This is a genomic window from Thioalkalivibrio sp. AKL6 (genome assembly GCF_000376905.1).
Classification (GTDB): domain Bacteria; phylum Pseudomonadota; class Gammaproteobacteria; order Ectothiorhodospirales; family Ectothiorhodospiraceae; genus Thioalkalivibrio; species Thioalkalivibrio versutus.
The window spans coordinates 99,844-122,500 of the sequence record NZ_AQXS01000006.1 but is presented as its reverse complement, the minus strand read 5'-3'; the positions used below and the strand labels follow the sequence as shown (position 1 = coordinate 122,500).

The following is a 22,657-nucleotide window of genomic DNA, read 5'->3' as shown; positions in this document are numbered from 1 at the left end:
CTACTGATCAATCCGCACGCGTGTGCGGTCGGAGGCTCGGCAGCCGTGCACGCGGACGGCTACACTGCGGGCCACATCCGTAATGACAAAAGGAAGCAGGCAATGACGGGATACGCACTGGCAAACGTGCTGCATGTACTGGCCGTGGTGATCTGGGTGGGCGGTATGTTCTTCGCCTACATGTTCCTGCGCCCGGTGGCCGGGCAGCAGCTCGAGGGGCCGGCGCGGCTGAAGCTCTGGGAGGGTGTGTTCGCACGCTTCTTCCCCTGGGTCTGGGCCTCGGTCCTGGTGATCCTGGTGACCGGCTTCTACCTGATCTTCGGGGTGTTCGGCGGCATGGGTGATGTGCATCCCAGCGTGCACACCATGCTGCTGCTGGGTCTGATAATGATGGCGATCTTTGCCCATGTGTTCTTCGCCCCCTATCGGCGGATGCGCAAGGCCATTGCGGCAAACGATACCGAGGAGGGCCTGCGCCGGCTGGGGCAGATCCGCATCCTGGTCGGGATCAACACCGTCATCGGTCTGGTGACGATCGTGGTCGCTTCGGGCGGTCGCCTGCCGTTGTAGGAGGCACGCTACCTTCCTAGCCCCGGGTGCCATACCAGCCGGGGCAGAGCCGGCGGTTCCAGTAGCACGGCTGCGTTCTGGCCGAAGGCCTCCAGCCAGCGCGCCAGCAGGTCGTCGGGCAGGTCCGCGATGGCCAGGCCCGGTTCGTCCGGCCACTGGCCGCGCGGGTCGCGGTTGCGGGCAGGCCATGCGCGCAGGCCGTGCTCGGCCACGGTCTGCTCCAGCCGGCGCTGGCGTTGGATGTTTTCACCCTCGGTGCCCGGGCGGCTGCCCGGATTGCAGGCGGTGAACAGGACCAGGCGCTGCATGTCCCGCTCGGCCATCCAGGCCGTGACATCATTCGCGGGCTGGTCGATGTGCAGAACTCGGCTGCTGCCCTCGATCTCCAGGCAGTAGGCGGCGCTTAGGTAGGCCTTCTCCAGTGTCGCCAGCTGCGCTACGGGAGCGGGCGACTCCGGGCGCGAGGCGGACATCCGGTCGCGGTATTTGCTTGTATTGGTGGACATCTCGCGGCAACCTCCCCGCCTGGATCGTGCGGATATGGTCGATCAAACAGGGGGAGCGGGATGCGCGTCAAGGATGCGACAGCGGTTTGTGGTGCCTCGTCGGGTGCGGGTGCGTCCATGGACCGGCCCCTCCCCGGCTGGGATTGAGACGCGATGGCCCCGCGTCCCTTCGTTCCCGGGCTGACCGGTGCCTTTGTTGTGGTGCTGCTGCTGGTTGCGGTGGTCGCCGTCGCCAGCTGGCTTCGGGTGCAGCAGTTGCAGTACGACGTCCAGGCCCTTACCGAGGAATACGTGCAGAAGGTGGACCGCGTGCATCGCATGCGCAGCCTCGTGCGCGAGCGCATGCTGCGCGCCTCGCTGGTGATCAGTGCCGAGGACCCGGCCCTGCAGGATCGCTACCAGCGGGAGTTTCGCGAGCTGGCCGAGCGCTTCCTGGACGCCCGCGAGGGTGCGGAATTACTGGCTCGGACCCCACGCGACGCCGCGCTGCTGGCCGAACTGCGTGCGCTGACCGCGACCGGTGCCCCGATCCTGTCCGAGCTCCTCGACATTGCCCTGGCGGGTGGGCGCAACGACGCGCTGGCGATCCTGTATGCGGACGCAATGCCGGTGCAGGAGGATGTGCTGGAACAGATGGAGGCCATCCTCGCGGCCTTCGAACGTGATAACGAGGAGGCGGTGGCGGCCATGGCGCAGCGCCATGAACAGGCGCAGCAGGTGATGCTGGTGGCCACCGTCCTGACCATGCTGATGATTGTGCTGATGTGGGTGCGGGTGCGCCGGAGGATCTGGCGTGATCACGCCGCCTTGCACAAGGAACTGGAGGGACGCCAGCAGATCGAGGCGCGCCTGCGCGAGACGCAGGCCGGGCTGGAGGCGGCGGTGGCCCGGCGAACCGCGGCCCTGCAGGAGACCACCGAGCGCCTGGAAGAGGCCCAGCGGATTGCCGGGGCCGGTTACTGGGACTGGGATATTCGTGGTCTGCGGATGAACTGGTCCACGCATGTATTCGATCTGTTCGGGCTCGACCCGCAAACCGATACCGCGGGATTCGAGGCCTACATGCGAGCCATCCATCCGGACGACCGTACGCGGGTGCGCCGCGCCACCAACGAGGCGCTGGATCACGAGGCCTATTACCGGGTGGATCACCGGGTGGTGCGCGCGGACGGCGGGCTGCGCCATGTGCGGGTCGAGGGCGAAATCGATCGGGACGCCCAAGGCCGCGCCGTGCAGGTCCTCGGGATGGTCCGTGACATCACCCGCGACAAGGCCTCCGAGGAGCGCCTGTGGCACCAGGCCCATCATGACTCCCTGACCGGCCTGCCCAATCGCAGTCTGCTGCAGGAGCATATCCAGCAGGCCCTGCGCCGGGCCCAGCGCGCCGGTACCGGCCTGGCCCTGGTGGTCTGCGATCTCGACGGCTTCAAACCCATCAACGATCGCCTGGGACACGATGCCGGCGACGTGATGCTCGTGACCGTGGCGCGGCGTCTGCGCGAGGGTGTGCGCGAGAGCGACGTGGTGGCCCGCGTGGGCGGCGACGAATTCGTGCTGCTGCTGGAGAATGTGCGTGATCCGGATGCGGTGACGGGGGTCGGACTCAAGCTGATCGAACGCTTCGAGGAGCCGGTGGAGGTGAATCGCGAGTCGGTTCGCGTCGGGCTCAGCATGGGGGCGGTGCTCTACCCCGAGGACGGGGACGATGTGGAGGCGTTGCTGCAGCGCGCCGACCGCGCGATGTACGTGGCGAAGGAGGAAGGCGGCAGCCGGATCGTGCTGTACCGGGAATGCTCCGGAGAGGAGCGCCGGCAAACGGATCTGTCCCTGCGCCGGCGCGGCGCGCTGGGTTGCGGGCTGGAAGACCCGGCCGCTCGCGACTGAATCGGCCGGCCTCGTCTACGGCCGATGCAGTCGCGCGACGAATTGTTCGTGCGTCAGCGGCGCGCTGAACAGGAAGCCCTGGAACCGGGTGCAGCCCAGGGCCAGGAGCTGCTCCCGCTGCTCCGGGTGCTCCACGCCCTCGGCGATGACGTCGAGCTCCATGTTGCGGGCAATGTCCACGATGTTTTCGATCAGGGTCCGGTCACCGCCGGCCAGCAGCTCCTTGACGAAGGATTTGTCGATCTTCAGCTCGTCCACCGGCAGGTCGCGCAGGTAGGCGAGCGAGGAATAGCCGGTCCCGAAGTCGTCCAGGGCGATGCGCATGCCCAGCCGGCGCAGCGCGCCCAGCTTGGTGATGGCGTCCGGCAGGTCGCGCAGCAGGCCGGATTCGGTGACCTCCAGGGTCAGGGCGTGGCCGTCCACCCCGTATCGGCGCAGCCGCGCCTGGAACTGGTCGACGAAGTCCGGGCGCGCCAGTTGCCAGGGCGAGAGATTCAAGGCCAGGCGAGGTGGCTGCAGGTTCCCGGCCTGCCACTGCGACAGCCGCATCAGGGCGTGTTCCAGGACCCAGTTACCGACCCCGTGGATCAGGCCGGTCTCCTCGGCGACCGGGATGAAGAGATCCGGCGGGACCTGGCCCATCTCCGGGTGCTGCCAGCGCAGCAGGGCCTCGACCCCGATCAGGCGCTCGGCGGTGTCGAACTGCGGCTGGTAGTGCAGGTCCAGCTCGTCACGTTCGGCCGCTTGTCGTAGCCCGTCCTCGATCTGCAGGCGGGCATGTGCCTCGTCCTGCAGTGCATGGCGGTAGAACTGCACCCCGCCGCGGCCGGCACGCTTGGCCTGGTACAGGGCGATATCGGCGTGGCGCAGGGCTTCTGCCGAGCTTTCTCCGGCGTCGGGATAGCATACGCAGCCGAGACTGGCGCCGACCCCGAAGGTGCGTTCGCCGATGATGATCGGGCGCTGCAGGGCCTCCAGGATGCGCTCGGCGATTGCCTGCAGTTCCGGCTCCAGGGTCTCGCGTACCCGGGCGCAGGGGGGCAGGACAACGGCGAACTCGTCGCCACCCAGGCGCACGATCAGCGCATCCTCGGGGGCATGGCTGCGCAGGCGGTCCGCCACCGCGCCCAGCACGGTGTCGCCTACCGCATGCCCCAGGGCGTCGTTGATGGTCTTGAAGTGGTCCAGGTCGATCAGGATCAGCCCGCCATGCAGGTGGTCGGCGGTGGCCTCCTCGATATGGCGGGTCAGGTCGTCGTGCAGGCGGGTGCGGTTGGCCAGCCCGGTCAGGGAGTCGTGGTAGGCCAGGGCATGGATGTGTTCCTCGGTGTGCAGGCGTTCCAGTTCGGCCCCCGCGCGGTCGGCCATGATCCCGAGGATCTCCATCGCCTTGTCGACATCCTCCACCGGATGTCGGTTGACCATGGCGATGTGCCCCAGCAGCGTGCCCTGGCTGTCCAGCAACGGGGCCCCCAGATAACTCTCGGCGTCCATCTCCACCAGCATCTCGTCGCCCGGAAAGCGCTGTTGTACGTCGCAGGGGTAGATACAGGTACCGATCTCCAGCACACGTTCGCAGGGGGTCTCGGCGAGGTCGTAGCGCAAGTTCTCCACGATCTGCCCCGCGGTACACAGGGCGACGGTCTCCACCACGCCGGGTTTTTCCGGATCCTCGATGCCGATCAGGGCATAGTCGGCAGCGAACAGGTTGCTCAGCTTGAGAACCAGCTGCTGGAAGAACTCCTCGCGCGAGCGCGCCTGCAGCCCCTCGGCGATCAGGCGCAGGGCGTCCTCGCTGCGGTGCGCGGCGGTGATGTCCTCCTGCATCACGATCACGTCCTGTACCTCGCCACGGACATCCTGCAGTGGGTAGATGCAGCCCCGCAGCCAGCGCTCGGGGGTGATGAGCGGGGTGGTCTGGGTCGCCGGGCCGGGGTCGGCGGGTTCGGCCGACTGGTCGGGGCGGGCTGGCGGGGTGTAGGGCAGAGGGCCGATCTCGCGGTAGTGTCCGCGCAGGGCATCCTTGAGCGGTTCGTGGATGTGCCGGTCGATGGCATTCGGACGGTCGAGAACGTTGCCGCCTGGCAGGGAGGCTTGTGCGCCATGCATGGTTTCCCAGGCGGCGTTGCACTGGCGGATCTCGCCCTGCGGTGTGAGTACCTGGATGCCGACCGGGGATTGCTCCACCAGCGCCCGAAAACGGCTTTCCGAGTCACGCAGGCGTTCGCCGGTCTCGCGGTTCAGTACCAGGCTCATCATGACGACGATCACCACGTAGCCGAATGGCGCGAGCTGGGGCATCTCCAGTGCGCCGCCCCGGGCCAGGACGCCCTGCAACGTGAACAGGACGAAGACCCCGATCCCGCCCAGCAGGAGCAGGGTGGTGGTCTGGCGATAGCGCCGGTAGTGCCGGATCAGTGTGGTGAGGGCGAAGCCCAGGACCAGAAAGACCGCGAGCACGCCAAAGCCGAACCAGGGGCTGATGGTGCCCACTGCGAGAGCCACGGTTTCGCCCCAGGGGAGTTCCAGGAGGCGGAGTTCGTCGATCACCTGGTACTGCATGCTGTAGGGCTGCAGGGTGTTGACCACCCAGGTGATGACCAGCAGTACCAGAAGTCCGGAGATCAGCCAGCGGGCGGGGGTGCGCGTATGGGCCGCGACGAAGGCGGCGAACAGCACGTAGAACGGTCCCAGCAGATAGACGTTCAGGGTGAGTGCGCGGGTATAGGCCTCGACGGTGCCGGCCTGGTAGGTCTGGGCCGATCCGACGGCAAGCACCGCCATCAGGGCGCACATCGCGGCGAACAGCCGGTGCTCGGTGCTGCTCCGGGCGCTTTGCCGGCTGTGCAGCAGGTGGCTGAGCGTGGCATAGATCGCCAGCCCCGCTGCAAGGTAGAGCGATGGCGCAAGGATCCCGTTCATCGGTTCCCTGCGCTTGCGTCCCAGTGCCGTGCCATCCCTTGCCCCCCTGCGGTGAAGCGATGCGGGTCGGTGCCCGCGCTCGGTCCCTGCCGCTACAGTACAAAAGACCACGCGCGCGCGTCCCGGTTCGCGTGAGGGTCACCGCGGGGGTGGCTAACGGTCGGTCACAGATACGGCGTGAGCAGGCGCGCGGCCCCGTCGCGCAGTTGGGTCGCGAGCGGCCGGGCGCGGACCTCCTCGAGGGTCAGGGGGTGCGACTGTGCGCGCAGCGCGTCGGTCCAGCTGGCCAGTTCCTGGCCCAGTCCGGCATCCAGGCATTCCAGGTTGAACTCGAAGTTCAGGCGCAGGCTGCGCGGGTCCCAGTTGGCAGAGCCAACCAGGGCCCACTCGCGGTCTACCAGCATCAGCTTGGCGTGGTTGAACGGTGGTGGTGTGAGCCACAGCCGGCAGCCGCGCTCCAGCAGTTCGGCCTGCTGCGGGCGGCTGGCCCACTCCACCAGGCGCAGGTTGCTCCGGGCGGGGATCAGGATGTCGACCTGGACCCCGCGCAGGGCCGCGGCCTTCAGCGCCCCGGTGAGCGCCACGTCGGGCAGGAAGTACGGGGTCACGATGGTGACCTGTTCGCGTGCCTCGGCCAGCGCCGACTGCAGGGTGAAGTTCAGGACCTCGAAGTCCTCGTCCGGGCCGTCCGGAAGGCCGCGGCAGGCGCGGGCGCCGGCGGGGTCTACGGACTGCGGAAGCCAGAGCGGACCCTCCAGGCGTTCGCCGGTGGCGAATTGCCAGTCTTCCGCGAAGACCCGCTGCAACTGGGTGCAGGCCGGACCCCGCAGCTCGAAGTGGAGGTCGTGTATGGGGTGCGGTCCCGGGTTGGTGTGGCTGTGGCCGCGGCGGATGTTCATGCCGCCGGTGAAGGCGCGGGCGCCGTCGATCACCAGCATCTTGCGGTGATTGCGCAGGTTGAAGGCGGCCAGGCTGCTCGGCAGGTGTACCGGCATGAAGGCGGCGGCAGGCAGGCCGACCCGGCGCAGCTGGCGCTGGGTGTTGCGACGGCTGTAGCGGGCGCCGATGGCATCGATCAGGATGCGCACCTGCACGCCCCGGTCCTGTGCCTGCTGCAGGTGGGCGACGAAGCGCTCGCCTACCTGGTCATAGTCGAAGATGTACGTGGCCAGGCTGATGCTGTGACGGGACGCGTCGATCGCGGCCAGCATCTGCGCGTAGGCGCGATCGCCGTCGAACAGCGGTTCGATCGCGTTGCCACCGACCAGGCGGAACGGGCTCAGGCGGTCCCCGGAACGCAGCAGGCGCTGCCAGCGTTCCGGTGGCTCGGCCAGGCTGCTCCCGTCGGTGCTGGGGTCGGCGATCAGATAGCCCTCGCGCAGGGCGTGGGCCCGCCGGCGAATACGATTGACGCCGAACAGCCAGTAGAGCAGCGAGCCGGCCAGGGGCAGCAACACGATCAGCCCGACCCAGGCGATGACGGTCCCGGTATCGCGGCGTTGCAGCAGCGCGTGCACGACGCTCATCACCGCCAGGGCGAAGACGGCGATGGCGACGATACTGGCGGTCCAGCCTGTATCCGGCACGGACGGACTCCTTGTCGATGATGGGTTTTCCGACCGCACCCGTGGAACGCCGGGCGCGTGCCCGCTACAGTACGCGGGCCCGACCCGGCGTAAAACCCCGGCCCATCCACGTCCGCGAGACTGTCGATGACCGATATCGAGACCCCCAGCCTGTTCGCCAACAGCGGCGAGCAGCTGCCGCTGAAGGACTTCACCGAGAAGGCGTACCTGGACTACTCCATGTACGTGATCCTGGACCGTGCTCTGCCGCATATCGGCGACGGCCTGAAGCCCGTACAGCGGCGGATCATCTACGCGATGAGCGAGCTGGGGCTCTCCGCCACCGCCAAGTACAAGAAGTCCGCGCGCACCGTGGGCGACGTGCTCGGCAAGTTCCATCCGCACGGGGACTCGGCGTGCTACGAGGCGATGGTGCTGATGGCGCAGCCGTTTTCCTATCGCTATCCGTTCGTCGACGGGCAGGGCAACTGGGGTTCGCCGGATGATCCCAAGTCCTTTGCGGCGATGCGCTACACCGAGTCGCGCCTGTCGCGTTATGCGCAGCTGCTGCTTTCCGAACTGGGTCAGGGCACGGTGGACTGGGTGCCCAACTTCGACGGTGCGCTGGACGAGCCGAAGATGCTCCCGGCGCGGCTGCCGAACGTGCTGCTCAATGGGGGTTCCGGGATCGCGGTGGGTATGGCGACGGACATCCCGCCGCACAACCTGCGCGAGGTGGCCGCCGCCTGCGTGCACCTGCTGGAGCACCCGAAGGCAACGGTCGAGGAGTTGTGCGCGATCCTCCCGGCGCCGGATTTCCCCACCGAGGCCGAGATCATCTCCCCGCCGGCCGAGCTGCGAAAGGTCTACGAGACCGGCCAGGGCTCGATCCGGGCGCGGGCGCGCTACGAGCGCGAGGGCGACGACATCGTGGTGACCGCGCTGCCGCACCAGGTCTCCGGCGCCAAGCTGCTGGAGCAGATCGCCGCCCAGATCCGCGCGAAGAAGCTGCCGATGGTCGAGGACCTGCGCGACGAGTCCGACCACGAGCATCCGACGCGCCTGGTGATCACCCCGCGCTCGAACCGGGTGGACGTCGAGGGCCTGATGGCGCATCTGTTCGCGACCACGGATCTCGAGAAGACCTACCGCGTGAACATGAACGTGATCGGCCTTGACGGCCGGCCGCGGGTGCGCGACCTGGCAGGGCTGCTCGGCGAGTGGCTACAGTTCCGGATCGAGACGGTGCGCCGGCGCCTGCAATGGCGGCTGGAGAAGGTGCAGGCGCGGCTGCACGTGCTGGAAGGCCTGCTGATCGCCTATCTCAATATCGACGAGGTGATCGCGATCATCCGCGAACACGACCGGCCAAAGCCGGAATTGATGAGCCGGTTTGGCCTGAGCGATATCCAGGCCGAGGCGATCCTGGAGCTGAAACTGCGCCACCTGGCGAAGCTCGAGGAGATGAAGATCCGCGGCGAGCAGGACGAGCTTAGCCAGGAGCGCGACCAGCTGGAGAAGACGCTGGGCTCCGAGCGCCGCCTGCGCACCCTGGTCCGCCGCGAGATCGAGCAGGACGCGAAGGAGTATGGCGACGAGCGGCGCTCGCCGCTGGTCGAACGCGCGGCCGCGCAGGCGCTGGACGAATCGGCACTGGTGCCCACCGAGCCGCTGACCATCGTGCTCTCGGAGAAGGGCTGGGCGCGGGCGGCCAAGGGCCACGATGTCGATCCCCGCGGGCTCAACTACAAGGCCGGGGATGCCTTCCAGGCGGCAGTCATCGGGCGCAGCAACCAGCCGGTGGCGTTCATCGACTCCACCGGTCGCACCTACACCATTGCGGCCCACACGCTGCCGTCGGCGCGCGGCCAGGGCGAGCCGCTTTCCGGCCGGGTGAACCCGCCGGAGGGGGCGCGTTTTATCGGCCTGGCCACCGGGGCGGAGGAAGACCGCTGGCTGCTGGGCTCGGATCACGGCTACGGCTTCATTGCCAAGCTGGGTGACCTGCTCGGCCGGCAGAAGGCAGGCAAGAACGTGCTGAGCGTACCGGCTGGCGCGGCCGTGCTGCAGCCGGCGCCGGTGCGCAACCCGCACGAGGATCACATCGCGGTGGTTACGACCCGCGGCTATCTGCTGGTGTTTCCGGCCGCGGGATTGCCGGAACTGGCGCGCGGCAAGGGCAACAAGCTGATCGGCATCCCGTCCGCGGCGCTCAAGGATGGCTCCGAGCGGGTGCTCGGGGTGGCTGTGCTGGCGCCGCAGGACACCCTGGTCGTGCATGCGGGCAAGCGCTTCAAGGCACTGGCCCCGGTGGAATGGGCCGAGTACGTTGGCGAGCGCGCGCGTCGCGGGCGTCAGCTCCCGCGCGGCTATCAGAACGCGGACAGCCTGGAGGTGCGCCCGGCCTGAACCCGCGCGTACCTGTGTGGTCTGTGAACGCGGCGGTGCTTGAATTTGGCCGCTGCGCCCCGACTATCGGCTCATCCCGTCGAGTTTATTAATTGGAGTACAGGAAAGCTTCATGAAACGTATCGTGCTGTTTCTGGCGACCAACTTCGCCATTCTGATCGTTCTCAGCATCACTCTGCGCATCCTCGGGGTGGAAAGCATCCTGGATGACCAAGGGGTCAATCTCGATCTGACCGCGCTGCTGATCTTCGCTGCCGTGTTCGGTTTTGGTGGGTCGTTCATCTCGCTGGCCATCTCCAAGTGGATGGCGAAGAAGACGATGAAGGTCCACGTGATCGACAAGCCGCGCAACGCCACCGAGCAGTGGCTGCTGGAGACGGTCACCCGTCAGGCCCGCGAGGCGGGAATCGGGATGCCGGAGGTTGGTATCTACGAGTCGCCGGACCCGAACGCCTTCGCCACCGGCATGAGCAGGAATAATGCCCTGGTCGCGGTCAGCACCGGGTTGATGCAGAACATGGGGCAAGGCGAGGTCGAGGCCGTGCTGGGGCACGAGGTGGGCCACGTGGCCAATGGTGACATGGTGACCCTGGCGCTGATCCAGGGGGTGATCAATACCTTCGTCATCTTCCTGTCGCGCGTGATCGGTCACTTTGTCGATCGCGTGATCTTCAAGAACGAGTCCGGTCACGGGCCGGCGTTCTGGATCACCGCCATCGTGACCGAGATCATCCTCGCGATCCTGGCGTCCATTATCGTGTTCTGGTTCTCGCGCCAGCGCGAGTTCCGTGCCGACGAGGCCGGGGCGCAGCTCGCCGGCCGCGAGAAGATGATCGGGGCGCTGGAGTCGCTGGCGCGCGCCTCCGGTCGCCCGGTGGACATGCCGGACCAGATGGCCGCCTTTGGCATTCGCGGTGGCATGGCTCAGGGGCTGAAGAAGCTGTTCATGAGCCACCCGCCGATCGAACAGCGCATCGCGGCGCTGCGCGCCAACGGCTGACCGCAACCCTTTATGTGTACCGGGAGAGGGCCGCCCTTCGGGGCGGCCTTTTTCGTTTGCAGTGCCGGGGCGGCGGCCGGTCGGATCAGTAGTAGCGACCGCGTCCGGGTTCGTCGTCGGAGGTGGAGATGACGTCGTCGCCGACGAAGGGGTTGCTGCGGCGTTCTTCACCGAAGGTCGACTCGGGGCCATGGCCGGGGACAAAGCGGGTGTCGTCGCCCAGTGGCCAGAGCTTGCCGGTGATGGAGTCCAGCAGCTCACGCCCGTTGCCGCGCGGAAAGTCGCTGCGGCCGATCGCGCCATGGAACAGGACGTCACCGACCAGGGCGAGCCGGCCCTCCGGATCGTGGAAGACCACGTGGCCCGGGGTGTGGCCGGGACAGTGCAGGACGTGGAGCGTGGCTTGCCCGAGCTCGACGGTGTCGCCATCGTCCAGCCACTGATCGGGCACCAGTGGCTGGACCTCGGAGAAGCCGAAGATCTGCGCCTGCGCCGGGAGCTGGTCCAGCCAGAAGGCATCGTCGCGGTGCGGGCCGATGATCGGCGCGCCGGTACGTTTGGCCAGTTCGGCGGCCGCGCCCACGTGGTCCAGGTGGCCATGGGTCAGCAGGATCTTTTCCAGGTGGACGCCCTGATCCCGCGCGATCCGTTCCAGGGCCGCGGCATCCGCGCCGGGATCGACCCAGGCCGCCGCCCCGGTGACGTCGCACCAGATCAGGGTGGCGTTCTGGGCAAGCGGGGTGACAGGGTGGCTCAGATGGCGAAGCATAGCGGCGGATCCGTGAATGAATTCGAATTTTGAAGGCTGGAGGCGCTGGATTGCGCGCACCCGGGAATAGAACCGTCGAGCGGACGTCTTACGGGGTATGCAGGTCTTCAAGGGTACGTGATATGACGATGCGGTGAATCTGCGACCCCCTGCGCATTCACCACTTGACAAGAATATCGCCATATTAGAAGATTTGCATACGCTAATCGCTGTCCCCCCTGTCAGCGGTTGGTGGACTCCTCCATCCTCCTTTGGTGGTTTTCTTGGCGCGGGCCTCGACCCGCGCTTTTTTTTGCCTGCAATTCGCGTCATGCCGGCCGCCGTGTCTACCATGGTGGCCTTCGACGACGCTGCGAATCGCCCTTTATGACCCGACGCCTGAACAGTCTGCGCACCGCGGTGTTGTCGTTCGTGCTGATGCCCCTGTTGCTGCTGATGGCCGCGGTGGTGGCGCTGGGTCTGCACGAATTTCAGACCCAGATGGAAAACCGGATGCAGGAGGACATCGAGCTGGTGGCGCGCTCGATCCGCCTGCCTGTGGCCGGTGCGATGTTGCAGGACGACGCGGCCGGTGTGCAGCAGTCGCTGGACTCCCTGTTCCAGATCGAGGAGGTGTTCGGGGTCTATGTCTACGATGCCGACGGCCGGATGGTGGCGGCCAGTGGCCCGCCCAGTCCGACCCTGCAGCGCCGTGGCGAGGCGCAGGTCATCAGCGAAACCGGGAGTCTCGGGGCTTTCGGCGAACATCAGGGGCGCGAGACCTTTTCGTTCTTTCTTCCGTTGTCCGATCCGGCCGGTCGCATCGTGGGGCTGTTGCAGGTGACGCGCGACGTCACACCGTTCCGGGCCTTCGTCGCGCAGCTCCAGTGGCAGGGTGGGTTGCTGATGCTGGGGATTAGCGGGCTGTTTCTGCTGGTGGTGCTGTTCGGGTACCACCGGGCGGTGGGGCGGCATGTGTCTCGGTTGATGGCCGCGATGCGCGCGATTGGCGAGGGTCAGCGTGGATTGCGGGCGCCGGAACAGGGGCCGGCGGAGCTGCGCGGCCTGGCCGTCTCGATGAACCGCATGATGGAGCGTCGCGAGGCCTCGGAGGCCGAACTGGAGGCGCAACGCCTTGAGCAGGGACGGCTGGAGGAGAAGCTGCGGCACTCGGAGAAGCTGGCGGCGATCGGGCAGCTGGCGGCCGGCGTGGCACACGAACTGGGGACGCCGCTCGGGATTATCGCCGGTCGCGTGCAGCGCGCCATCCGGCACCTGCCGGAGGCAGATCCGGCGCGCACCGAGATGGAGGCGCTGAAGGCCGAGCTGGAGCGGGTGGAGACCATCGTGCGCCAGCTGCTGGACTTTGCCCGGCGCAATCCGTTGCAGGAACGCTCGCTGGATCTCGCGCAGCTGGTTGGAGATCTGGTCGAGCGTGTGCGCGAGCGGCATGCCTCCGGCGGGGTGGAATTCCGGCTCGAAGGCCCCGAGTTGACCATCGCCGCGGACCGCCTGCGCTTGGGCCAGGCCCTGGAGAATCTGCTGGAGAATGCCGCGCAGGTCGCCGCCCGCGAGGTCCGGGTCCGCTGGCATGCCTCGTCCGACCGGGTCGAGCTGGTGGTGGCGGACGACGGCCCTACGGCCGGGCGAGGGATAGACGATGAGCAGGCCGAACGCCTGTTCGAGCCCTTTTTTACCACCAAGCCCACCGGCGAGGGGACCGGGCTCGGGCTGGCGGTGGCGCAGGTGGCGCTGGAGGACCACGGGGGTACGGTGATGCTGGATCGCAGTGTCGCGGGGGAGACCCGTTTCGTCGTGCATCTGCCGGTGGCCGCTGGCGCCCAGGAGGATTCGCTTCGATGAGCAGCAAGGCACAAGTCCCCGCAACGCCCCCGGAGTCGGTCCTGGTCGTGGAGGACGATCGCGGGCATCGCGAGCTGCTGACCGAGGAGCTGACCGAGGCCGGCTACGCGGTTACGGCGGTCGCCAGTGCCGAGGATGCCGCGCGGGTGCTTGCGCAGCAGGCCTTCAGTCTGGTGGTGAGCGACCTGCGCCTGCCCGGCGCGGATGGCTTCCAGGTGCTCCAGGAGGCCCGCGCCCGGGTGCCGGCACCCGGGTTCATCATGCTCACGGGCTTCGGGACCATCGACCAGGCAGTGGCCGCGCTGAAGGCGGGGGCCGATGACTTCCTGACCAAGCCGGTGGATCTGGATCACCTGCGCCTGGCCGCCGACCGGGTGACCGAGGCGCGGCGTTTGAAGGACGAGGTGCGTCGCTATCGTGAGGTCCTTGCGCAGGCCGATGGCTTTCACGGCATGCAGGGCCGCAGTCCGGCCATGCTGCAGTTGTTCGACCTGATTCGGCGGATCGCGGCCGCCGACGGCAGTGTCCTGATCACCGGCGAGTCCGGGACCGGCAAGGAACTGGTGGCGCGCGCGCTCCATGCGGAAAGCGAGCGGGCCGGTGGTCCGTTCGTGGCGATTAACTGCGCGGGCATCCCCGAGGCCCTGCTGGAGTCGGAGTTGCTGGGGCACGTGGCGGGTGCGTTCAGCGGGGCCAAGGGGGCTCGGCGCGGCCTGTTTACCGAGGCCGACGGCGGCACCCTGTTCCTGGACGAGATTGCCGAGATGCCGGTGGCCATGCAGAGCAAGCTGTTGCGTCTTCTGCAGGATGGTCGCGTGCGTCCAGTGGGCGCCAACGAGGAGATCGCGACCGATGTGCGTATCGTGGCGGCCACGCATCAGGATCTGCAGGCGCATATTGCCAACGGTCGTTTCCGTGAGGATCTCTACTATCGCCTGGAGACCTTTCGTATCGAGATCCCGCCGCTGCGCGAGCGTGGCGATGATATCGAACGCCTGGCCCTGCAGTTCCTGCGTCAGCAGGCCCTGGCCCGCGATCTGCCCGAGCGTCGCCTGAGCCCGGAGGCCCTGCGTGCGCTGGTGCGGTATCCGTTCCCGGGGAACGTCCGCGAACTCGCGAGTCTGATGGAGCGTGCCGCCACCCTGGCGGCCGGCGAGGTCATCGAGACCCGTGATCTGCCGGAGCGCTTATTCGAGGCGTTCGCCGAGGATCCCGGCGGAACGACGGGCGACCGGGCGGAGGGGGCGACGCCGGTCCCGGGGATGGGCGACGACGGCCAGTGGCCGACCCTGGAGGAGCGCGAGCGCGACTACATTCGTCGGGTGCTGGAGCATGTGGACGGCAACAAGCAACGCGCTGCGCGGATCCTCGGCATCGGCCGCAAGACGCTGTACCGCAAACTCGGGGAATCCGACCCATCGTGACATCCTGACCCGGGTCGACCTGACCCATGTGTCATTATGACCCGGTTTACCGTTGGGGCGTTCCCCGGCCCTTTCGGGATGATGAGGTCATAAGTCGCTGTTTCAAAGTGTTTTGTTTGTCTTTTTCCAATCTTGGCACGATGCCTGCTCCTACTGGGACAGCAATCGAGGAATCGGAACCGCAGTGACGGACCATTCCTCCTCACACGGTTGCAACGAAATCGGGCGTGCGGACGATCGACCTTGAGTCGTAGCCGGCTTCGCCCCGAGATCCGAACGATCCAAAGGAAAAGGAGCAACATGATGAATATGCGCAAGACGATGCTCGCGATGGCCCTGACCTCCCTGTTTGCCGTGGGTGGAGCCGCCTCCGCCCAGTACGGCGGTGCCGAAGGTGGTGCCGGTGGGGGCGACATGGGCGGTGCCCAGGGCGGCCAGCCGCCGGCCCAGGAAGGCGGTGCCGGTGGCGGTGCTCAGGGCGGCCAGCCGCCTCAGGGTGGTGCCCAGGGTGGCGCCCCGATGCAGGAAGCCCCCGAGGTGGATCTGAGCGAAGAAGACATCGACACTTTCGTAACCGCCTTCGTTGCGGTGCAGGAAGTGCGCGAAGACTTCGCCGACCGGCTGCAGAGTGCCGAGGACGAAACCGAAGCCCAGTCCATGCAGCAGGAAGCACAGGACGAAATGGTCAACGCGGTTGAAGACTCGGGCATGAGCGTCGAGGAATACAACGAAGTGGCCATGGCCCTGCAGAACGACCCCGAGTTGATGCAGGAAGTCCAGGAACGCGCTGAAGCCCAGCTGTAACGGGCAGCGCAAAACCTCCCGGGCATTGCGCCCGGGGGGTTGCAGGGGCCGGCCTTCGGGGCGGCCCCTTGTTTGTGTCCGGGGCATGCACGCGAATGTTCTGCACATTGATCCGTGATTCCCCCGAGGGCGGACGCCTTCGGGTCTCGGGAATTGTCCCTGTAGCTTGAATTGGGCGGAGGGAAGCGTTATTCTTGCGCGCTTTCTGAATCGCCCCGACCTCGGAGCATCGAACATCATGAGTACCATTAGCGCCAAGCCGGCCGAAGTCGAACGCGACTGGTTTCTCGTCGACGCCGACGGCAAGACCCTCGGTCGACTCGCCACGGAAATCGCACATCGCCTGCGCGGGAAGCACAAGCCCGTGTACACGCCGCATGTCGATACCGGCGACTACATCGTCGTGATCAACGCGGAGAAGATCCGCGTCTCCGGCAACAAGGCCATGGACAAGAAGTACTTCCACCATTCCGGTTACCCGGGTGGCATCAAGGAAGCCAACTTCACCCAGATGATCGAGCGTCATCCGGAGAAGGTGCTGGAGCTTGCCGTCAAGGGCATGCTGCCGCGCAACCCGCTTGGCCGGGCCATGTTCAAGAAGCTCAAGGTCTACGCCGGTACCGAACACCGGCACACGGCCCAGCAGCCGCAGCCGCTCGAAGTCTGAGCCGCCAGAATCAGCAAGGGAATCGATCCGAATGGCTATCAATCAGTATTACGGCACCGGCCGCCGCAAGACCGCCTCGGCGCGCGTCTTCCTGCGTCCCGGCACGGGCAACATCACGGTTAACGAGAAGCCGCTGGACGACTTCTTCGGCCGCAAGACCTCGCGCATGGTGGTACGCCAGCCGTTGGAGGCGACCGAGTCGACCGGCAACTTCGACGTGATCGCGACCGTTGAAGGCGGTGGCGGCAACGGCCAGGCCGGCGCGATCCGTCTGGGCATTGCCCGCGCCTTGGTGCAGTACAACGAAGACATGCGCCCGTCGCTGCGTCGTGGTGGTCACCTGACCCGCGATGCCCGCGAGGTGGAGCGCAAGAAGATCGGCCTGCGCAAGGCCCGTCGTGCAACCCAGTACTCGAAGCGCTAAAATTCGCGTCGAGTTTCGGGCTGCACCCGACCCGGTTTACTGGGGGATCGTCTAGCGGTAGGACTGCGGACTCTGACTCCGCCAACCCAGGTTCGAATCCTGGTCCCCCAGCCAAACATAGAGAAGGGCCCCCTCGTGGGGCCCTTCTCTATGGATATTTGAGCGGACCAGGGTTCGAACCTGGAAGGTTCGGCGAAGCGCAGCGAAGCACTGCACGCGCGCAGCGTGTGCAGCCCCTAAGGGGTGAGGCGGCGTAGCCGCCGAATCATCCTGGTCCCCCAGCCATGGCAGTGCGCCCCTCGAAGGGGCGCACTGCCATCCCCGGAGCCAGGCAACGATTCGGGCCAGAACGTTTCGACACCGCCCCGCTGATTTGTGGACGCCGACCTTGGCGACCGGCCCCCGGTAGCCACAAACGCCGGGACCCCGGCATCCCATCAACCCCGCTCCCGACTCCGCTACAATCCCTCGACAGTGATCGGGAAATGCAGGGAATTCTCCCGCCCTTTTTCCGTCCAATTCCGCAGAACCCGGCCGCACTGGGTCGGATCGATCAAAATGCCAGAGAAGAGAGGATTGACCATGTCGGTACCCGAGAATCCCTACGAGCCGGTCAGCGTGGATGTGACAGCCCACGAGGTCGAAGGGCTGGACACTTGGTACATGATCGGGATCTCCGGTATTCCGGATCCCGACAACGAGGGGCATACCTCGAATGCGGGGTTCGTCGTGACCGACGAGGGCGTGGTGGTATATGACGCCCTGGGGACGCCGCCACTTGGTTTCGAGATGATTCGCCGGATCCGCGAGGTGACCGACCAGCCGATCAAGTACGTGATCGCAGGTCATTATCACGCGGATCACATCTATGGCCTGCAGGCGTTCGCGGACCACACCGATGCCAAAATCATCGGGCAGGCGCGCGCGCGGGACTATCTGGGAGGCGCCGGTGCGGTGGCGCGGCTCGAGCAGCGCCGGGGCGTGCTGGCCCCATGGGTGGACGAGGACACCCAGATCATCCCGCCGGACGAATTCTTCGAGGACGAGTACACCATCCGTCTCGGCGGGAAGACCTTCCGGTGCGTGCACGCGGGGCCCGCACACTCGCCGGACGACATCATCATGGTGGTGGAGGAGACCGGCGTGGTGTTCGCCGGCGACATCGTGTTCGATGGCCGGATCCCGTTTCTGGGCGACGATGCGCTGGATTCGGAGAACTGGGTCAAGCGCCTGGAAGAGTTGATGGAGATGGACCTGAAGTTCCTGATTCCGGGGCATGGCGAGGCGACCGATCAGGCGGCCCGGGCGGTCAGGTTCACCCGCGACTACCTGGTGAAGCTGCGCGAGCACATGGCCGTGGCGGTCGAGAACATGGATTCCTTCGACGAGGCCTACTCCGCGATGGACTGGAGTGACTACGAAGACCTGCCGGCCTTCGAACAGACCAACCGCAGCAACGCCAACGCGGTCTATCTGGAGATGGAAGAGAAGCTCTTCTGAGATCGGCCCCAGGGGAAGCCCGGTCGGTGCGTCCGTTGCGGGTCCTTGATGTATCCCTGAATCCCACAAGCGAAAGGAATGATCGCCAATGACGCTGAATATTGAACCGGGCCTGCTCATGGCCATCCTGTCCCTGGTGGCGGGCATCCTGATCCTGATCCGGCCCCGCCTGCTGAACTACATCGTCGCGATCTATCTGATTGTTATCGGGGTGCTGGGTCTGCTGGCGTATTTCTAGGGAGATGCTCGTGGGGCACCAGCGCGGATGCGTGAATCGATCAGCGCCGCCCTGGCGACGTAAAGGTCCCCGTCACCGATAGTTTGGTGCCCAAAAGCATGGACCAACAGTGCGACTTCGTGCGCAGGGCGTGCGGACCCGTTACTCTTTGGCCACATTCTGATCGGGGGGCTACGCCTCAATGACCGCCGAACGCGTCCGAGAAATACCCTATAACTACACCTCATTCTCCGACCGCGAAATCGTTATCCGTTTCCTGGGTTCCGATACCTGGGACCTCCTCAATGAGTTGCGTGGGGAGCGTCGGACGGGGGTGTCTGCGCGCATGCTGTTCGAGGTTCTGGGCGACATGTGGGTGGTCACCCGAAACCCGTACATCCAGGATGATCTGCTGGAGGACAAGAAGCGCCGCAAGGCGCTGATTGATGCCATGCAGCATCGGCTGGGCCAGATCACGGCCCGGGCCGACGGCAACGAGAAGGCGCTCAAGCTGGGCCAGCGCGCGCAGGCGGCAGTGTCCGCCTTTGCGCAGGAGTTCGCCGATACCGCCGCGCTGCGCGATCAGGTGCGCAAGCGCATGAAGTCCCTGACGCACAAGGACAACATCCAGTTCGGCGGCTTGGCGCGGGTCTCCCACGTGACCGATGCGACCGACTGGCGTGTGGAGCTCCCGTTCGTGGTGCTCACCCCGGATTCCGAGGAAGAGATGGGCCCGCTGGTCGCGGCCTGCATCGAGCTCGGCCTGACGGTGATCCCGCGTGGCGGTGGCACCGGCTACACCGGTAGTGCCGTCCCGCTGTCCAAGCGCTCGGCGGTCATCAACACCGAGAAGCTGGAAGGTCTGGGCGAGGTCGAGCGCCGACCCCTGCCGGGCGTGGAGCGTGACGTCCCGGTGGTGCGCGTGGAGGCCGGTGTGGTCACCAAACGCGTCTCCGAGCTGGCCGATCGCAACGGTCTGGTGTTCGCGGTGGATCCGACCTCGCAGGACGCCTCCACCATCGGCGGCAACGTCGCGATGAACGCCGGCGGCAAGAAGGCCGTGCTGTGGGGTACCGCGCTGGACAACCTGGCCGCCTGGACCATGGTGACCCCCGAGGCGGAGTGGATGTATGTCGAGCGCCTCGACCACAACCTCGGCAAGATCCACGACGCCGAGGTCGTGCGCTTCCGTGTGAGCCGCTATCAGCCGGACGGCAAGACCCCGAAGGGCGAGCCCGAGATCCTGGAGATGCCGGGGCAGAGCTTCCGCAAGCTGGGGCTGGGCAAGGATGTGACCGACAAGACCCTGATGGGCGTGCCGGGCATCCAGAAGGAAGGCTGTGACGGTCTGATTACGTCGGCCGAGTTCATCCTGCACCGGATGCCGGACAACATCCGCACCGTGTGTCTGGAGTTCTACGGGACCGATCTGCACCAGGCCGTGCCGGCGATCGTCGAGATCAAGGATGCGGTGGACGCCGAGGACGAAGTCCTGCTGGCGGGTCTGGAGCATCTCGACGAGCGCTACGTGCGCGCGGTGAAGTACACCCCGAAGGGCGCCCGTGGTGACCTGCCGAAGATGGTCCTGGTCGCCGACATTGTCTCCGACAACGAGGATGCCCTGGGCAAGCTGGCGGCCAGGATGGTGCGTGCGGCGAACGCCCGCAATGGCGAGGGTTTCGTTGCGGTCAGTCCCGAGGCGCGCAAGCGCTTCTGGGCGGATCGCGCCCGCACCGCGGCGATTGCTCACCACACCAACGCGTTCAAGATCAACGAGGACGTGGTGATCCCGCTGGAGCGCCTGGCGGAGTACACCGAGGGGATCGAGACCCTGAACGTGCGCGAGTCGCTGAAGAACAAGCTCCGGATGGTCGACGAGATGCAGGAGTGCATGCGCGGTGACCATCCGGAGCTTCGCGAGTTGCTGGACGACACCGGTGGCGAGGGCCAGCAGTGGTTCGAGGCCAAGCGCGAGCGTGCGGTGGAGGTCCTGGAGACGGTGAAGAAGCGCTGGGAGGCAATCTCGGACAACTTCTTCACCCAGGCCTCGGAATGTGACGAGCTGCTGGACGAGCCCGCTCGTGCGGATCGGCGCGACCATGACAAGCTGATCAATGTGCTGCTGCGGCGCAGCCTGCGCATCTCCTACCGCGCCGAGGTCGAGCGCCCGCTGTTCGAGATCTTTGGCGGGCACCAGCTGGAGCCGGTGCGCAAGCGGCTGACCGCGATCCACGACCGGGTACTGACCAGCCGCCTGTTCATCGCCCTGCACATGCACGCGGGCGATGGCAACGTGCACACCAACATCCCGGTCAATTCCAATGACTACCAGATGATGCACCAGGCCGAGCGCCTGGTGGATGAAGTGATGCGCCTGGCACGCGAGCTCAATGGGGTGATCTCCGGCGAGCACGGGATCGGGCTGACCAAGATGCAGTATCTGGAGCCCGAACGCATCGAGTCGTTCGCGAAGTACAAGAAGGACGTCGACCCGAATGGCGTTTTCAACGCCGGCAAGCTGCTGGTGGGCTCCGGGTTGTCCAATGCCTATACGCCGTCGCTGCGCCTGGTCAAGCAGGAGGCGTTGATCCTTGAACAAAGCGAGCTGGGCGATCTCAACGACGAGATCAAGGACTGCCTGCGTTGCGGCAAGTGCAAGCCGGTGTGCAACACGCACGTCCCGCGCGCCAATCTACTGTACTCGCCGCGCAACAAGATCCTGGCGACCGGGTTGATCGTCGAGGCGTTCCTCTACGAGGAGCAGACCCGGCGCGGGCTGTCGCTGAATCACTTCGAGGAGATGAACGACGTCGCGGATCACTGCACGATCTGCCACAAGTGCCTGAATCCGTGTCCGGTCGACATCGACTTTGGCGACGTGACCATGCACATGCGTTCGATTCTGAACAAGAAGGGCAAGCGCAAGGCGACGCCGGCGACGATGATGTCCATGGCGTTCCTCAACGCCAAGGACCCGGCCACCATCAAGGGCATCCGCAAGGGTGCGATCCAGATGGGCTACGCCGCCCAGCGTCTGGGCCACTGGTCGTTCAAGAAGTTCGGCCTGACCGGGGAGGGCAAGACCCCGCGCTCGACCACCGGCAAGGCACCGATGCACGAGCAGGTCGTGCACTTCGTGAAAAAACCGATGCCCGCCGGGCTGCCGAGCCAGACCACCCGCCAGATGCTGGGGCTGGAGGATTCGCGCTACGTGCCGATCCTGCGCGACCCGGTGAAGACCGATCTGGATTCGGATGCGGTGTTCTACTTCCCCGGTTGCGGTTCCGAGCGCCTGTTCAGTCAGGTGGGCCTGGCCACCCTGGCCATGCTCTACGACGTGGGCGCGCAGACCGTGCTGCCGCCGGGCTACCTGTGCTGCGGGTATCCGCAGAATGCCGGTGGCGATTTCGAGAAGGGCCAGCAGATCAGCACCGAGAACCGGGTACTGTTCCACCGTCTGGCGACCACGCTCAACTACCTCGACATCAAGACCGTGGTGGTGTCCTGCGGCACCTGCATGGATCAGCTCCTGAAATACGAGTTCGAGCGGATCTTCCCGGGTTGCCGGTTGCTGGACATCCACGAGTACCTGATGGAGAAGGGCGTCCATCTCGAGGGGCTCGAGGGTGTGCAGTACATGTACCACGATCCCTGCCATTCGCCGATGAAGTCGCACAAGCCGACCGATGTCGCCTCCAAACTGATGGGGCAGGACGTCCTGCAGTCCGACCGTTGCTGTGGCGAGGCCGGGACCTTTGCGATCAGCCGTCCGGATATCGCCACCCAGGTGCGCTTCCGCAAGCAGGAAGAGCTGCACAAGGGCATCAAGGAGCTGACCGGAGAGGAGAAGGCGAAGGACGGCAACGTGAAGATGCTGACCTCCTGCCCGGCCTGCCAGCAGGGTCTGTCGCGCTATCGCGAGGATACCGGGATGGATACCGACTACATCGTGGTGGAGATGGCCAACCGTCTGATGGGCGATGGCTGGCAGAAGGCCTTCATCGAACGGGCGCGCGAGGGCGGGATCGAGAAGGTCCTGCTGTAGGGCTTGGAGCCGGCACAAGTGGGTGCTGCACATGGCCCGCCCGGGTTGGCTACAATCGGGGGCACCGGGCGTTCGCGACGGAATAAAGGATCGTCACGTCGCGTCGCCC

At 66.2% G+C, this 22,657-nt stretch carries 16 protein-coding genes and 1 tRNA gene; 13 read left to right on the top strand and 4 right to left on the bottom strand.

Going from position 1 to position 22,657, the window contains the following annotated elements:
• The first annotated feature begins 102 nt into the window (after window positions 1–102).
• Window positions 103–570: a CopD family protein gene (locus tag D575_RS0101375; RefSeq protein ID WP_018144117.1), complete on the top strand. Its 468-nt coding sequence runs from the start codon at window positions 103–105 to the stop codon at window positions 568–570.
• Between the two features lie 8 nt (window positions 571–578).
• Here D575_RS0101375 and D575_RS0101370 read toward each other — a convergent pair whose 3' ends face one another.
• Window positions 579–1,076 carry a DUF3293 domain-containing protein gene (locus D575_RS0101370; protein WP_018144116.1) on the bottom strand — a complete coding sequence of 166 codons (498 nt, stop codon included), beginning with the start codon at window positions 1,074–1,076 and terminating at the stop codon, window positions 579–581.
• 153 nt (window positions 1,077–1,229) lie between these two features.
• On the opposite strand from D575_RS0101370, the gene D575_RS0101365 reads away from it, so the two are divergent.
• The gene (locus D575_RS0101365; RefSeq protein ID WP_018144115.1) at window positions 1,230–2,960 is read left to right on the top strand and encodes a diguanylate cyclase domain-containing protein; all 1,731 of its coding nucleotides are present in this window, start codon (window positions 1,230–1,232) and stop codon (window positions 2,958–2,960) included.
• 15 nt (window positions 2,961–2,975) lie between these two features.
• Here D575_RS0101365 and D575_RS0101360 read toward each other — a convergent pair whose 3' ends face one another.
• Window positions 2,976–5,882 carry an EAL domain-containing protein gene (locus D575_RS0101360; RefSeq protein WP_018144114.1) on the bottom strand — a complete coding sequence of 969 codons (2,907 nt, stop codon included), beginning with the start codon at window positions 5,880–5,882 and terminating at the stop codon, window positions 2,976–2,978.
• 164 nt (window positions 5,883–6,046) lie between these two features.
• Window positions 6,047–7,468: a cardiolipin synthase gene (gene cls, locus D575_RS0101355; protein WP_018144113.1), complete on the bottom strand. Its 1,422-nt coding sequence runs from the start codon at window positions 7,466–7,468 to the stop codon at window positions 6,047–6,049.
• Between the two features lie 126 nt (window positions 7,469–7,594).
• On the opposite strand from cls, the gene parC reads away from it, so the two are divergent.
• Both parC and htpX read left to right on the top strand, forming a co-directional pair.
• Window positions 7,595–9,856, top strand: a complete 2,262-nt coding sequence (gene parC, locus D575_RS0101350; protein WP_018144112.1) for a DNA topoisomerase IV subunit A — start codon at window positions 7,595–7,597, stop codon at window positions 9,854–9,856.
• Between the two features lie 112 nt (window positions 9,857–9,968).
• Window positions 9,969–10,856 carry a protease HtpX gene (htpX, locus tag D575_RS0101345; protein ID WP_018144111.1) on the top strand — a complete coding sequence of 296 codons (888 nt, stop codon included), beginning with the start codon at window positions 9,969–9,971 and terminating at the stop codon, window positions 10,854–10,856.
• Between the two features lie 85 nt (window positions 10,857–10,941).
• On the opposite strand, the gene D575_RS0101340 is transcribed toward htpX, so the two are convergent.
• Window positions 10,942–11,625: an MBL fold metallo-hydrolase gene (locus tag D575_RS0101340; RefSeq protein WP_018144110.1), complete on the bottom strand. Its 684-nt coding sequence runs from the start codon at window positions 11,623–11,625 to the stop codon at window positions 10,942–10,944.
• Between the two features lie 366 nt (window positions 11,626–11,991).
• On the opposite strand from D575_RS0101340, the gene D575_RS0101335 reads away from it, so the two are divergent.
• The 9 genes from D575_RS0101335 (at window position 11,992) to D575_RS0101295 (ending at window position 22,548) form a co-directional block, all read left to right on the top strand.
• Window positions 11,992–13,467 carry an ATP-binding protein gene (locus tag D575_RS0101335; RefSeq protein WP_018144109.1) on the top strand — a complete coding sequence of 492 codons (1,476 nt, stop codon included), beginning with the start codon at window positions 11,992–11,994 and terminating at the stop codon, window positions 13,465–13,467.
• Window positions 13,464–14,891 carry a sigma-54 dependent transcriptional regulator gene (locus D575_RS0101330; RefSeq protein WP_018144108.1) on the top strand — a complete coding sequence of 476 codons (1,428 nt, stop codon included), beginning with the start codon at window positions 13,464–13,466 and terminating at the stop codon, window positions 14,889–14,891. The genes D575_RS0101335 and D575_RS0101330 overlap by 4 nt, the downstream gene beginning before the upstream one ends.
• Before the next feature lie 303 nt (window positions 14,892–15,194).
• Window positions 15,195–15,695 carry a DUF4168 domain-containing protein gene (locus D575_RS0101325; RefSeq protein ID WP_018144107.1) on the top strand — a complete coding sequence of 167 codons (501 nt, stop codon included), beginning with the start codon at window positions 15,195–15,197 and terminating at the stop codon, window positions 15,693–15,695.
• Between the two features lie 238 nt (window positions 15,696–15,933).
• Window positions 15,934–16,362, top strand: coding sequence for a 50S ribosomal protein L13 (gene rplM, locus D575_RS0101320; protein WP_018144106.1), 429 nt, complete (start codon window positions 15,934–15,936; stop codon window positions 16,360–16,362).
• Window positions 16,363–16,393: 31 nt separating this feature from the next.
• On the top strand, window positions 16,394–16,786 hold the full coding sequence (gene rpsI / locus D575_RS0101315; protein ID WP_018144105.1) for a 30S ribosomal protein S9: 393 nt from the start codon (window positions 16,394–16,396) through the stop codon (window positions 16,784–16,786).
• A gap of 40 nt (window positions 16,787–16,826) precedes the next feature.
• Window positions 16,827–16,900: transfer RNA gene (locus tag D575_RS0101310), tRNA-Gln, on the top strand.
• A gap of 468 nt (window positions 16,901–17,368) precedes the next feature.
• Window positions 17,369–18,286 carry an MBL fold metallo-hydrolase gene (locus tag D575_RS0101305; protein ID WP_018144104.1) on the top strand — a complete coding sequence of 306 codons (918 nt, stop codon included), beginning with the start codon at window positions 17,369–17,371 and terminating at the stop codon, window positions 18,284–18,286.
• An 88-nt stretch (window positions 18,287–18,374) separates the two neighbouring features.
• Window positions 18,375–18,524 carry a DUF3096 domain-containing protein gene (locus tag D575_RS13790; RefSeq protein WP_018144103.1) on the top strand — a complete coding sequence of 50 codons (150 nt, stop codon included), beginning with the start codon at window positions 18,375–18,377 and terminating at the stop codon, window positions 18,522–18,524.
• Window positions 18,525–18,705: 181 nt separating this feature from the next.
• Window positions 18,706–22,548 (top strand): DUF3683 domain-containing protein, encoded by a 3,843-nt coding sequence (locus tag D575_RS0101295; protein WP_018144102.1) that lies wholly within the window; start codon window positions 18,706–18,708, stop codon window positions 22,546–22,548.
• The last annotated feature ends 109 nt before the right edge of the window (window positions 22,549–22,657 follow it).

Coding starts and splice junctions, on each gene's coding strand:
- D575_RS0101375 (WP_018144117.1), top strand. CDS start 103: ATGACGGGATACGCACTGGCAAACGTGCTGCATGTACTGGCCGTGGTG.
- D575_RS0101370 (WP_018144116.1), bottom strand. CDS start 1,076: ATGTCCACCAATACAAGCAAATACCGCGACCGGATGTCCGCCTCGCGC.
- D575_RS0101365 (WP_018144115.1), top strand. CDS start 1,230: ATGGCCCCGCGTCCCTTCGTTCCCGGGCTGACCGGTGCCTTTGTTGTG.
- D575_RS0101360 (WP_018144114.1), bottom strand. CDS start 5,882: ATGAACGGGATCCTTGCGCCATCGCTCTACCTTGCAGCGGGGCTGGCG.
- parC (WP_018144112.1), top strand. CDS start 7,595: ATGACCGATATCGAGACCCCCAGCCTGTTCGCCAACAGCGGCGAGCAG.
- htpX (WP_018144111.1), top strand. CDS start 9,969: ATGAAACGTATCGTGCTGTTTCTGGCGACCAACTTCGCCATTCTGATC.
- D575_RS0101340 (WP_018144110.1), bottom strand. CDS start 11,625: ATGCTTCGCCATCTGAGCCACCCTGTCACCCCGCTTGCCCAGAACGCC.
- D575_RS0101335 (WP_018144109.1), top strand. CDS start 11,992: ATGACCCGACGCCTGAACAGTCTGCGCACCGCGGTGTTGTCGTTCGTG.
- D575_RS0101330 (WP_018144108.1), top strand. CDS start 13,464: ATGAGCAGCAAGGCACAAGTCCCCGCAACGCCCCCGGAGTCGGTCCTG.
- D575_RS0101325 (WP_018144107.1), top strand. CDS start 15,195: ATGAATATGCGCAAGACGATGCTCGCGATGGCCCTGACCTCCCTGTTT.
- rplM (WP_018144106.1), top strand. CDS start 15,934: ATGAGTACCATTAGCGCCAAGCCGGCCGAAGTCGAACGCGACTGGTTT.
- rpsI (WP_018144105.1), top strand. CDS start 16,394: ATGGCTATCAATCAGTATTACGGCACCGGCCGCCGCAAGACCGCCTCG.
- D575_RS0101305 (WP_018144104.1), top strand. CDS start 17,369: ATGTCGGTACCCGAGAATCCCTACGAGCCGGTCAGCGTGGATGTGACA.
- D575_RS13790 (WP_018144103.1), top strand. CDS start 18,375: ATGACGCTGAATATTGAACCGGGCCTGCTCATGGCCATCCTGTCCCTG.
- D575_RS0101295 (WP_018144102.1), top strand. CDS start 18,706: ATGACCGCCGAACGCGTCCGAGAAATACCCTATAACTACACCTCATTC.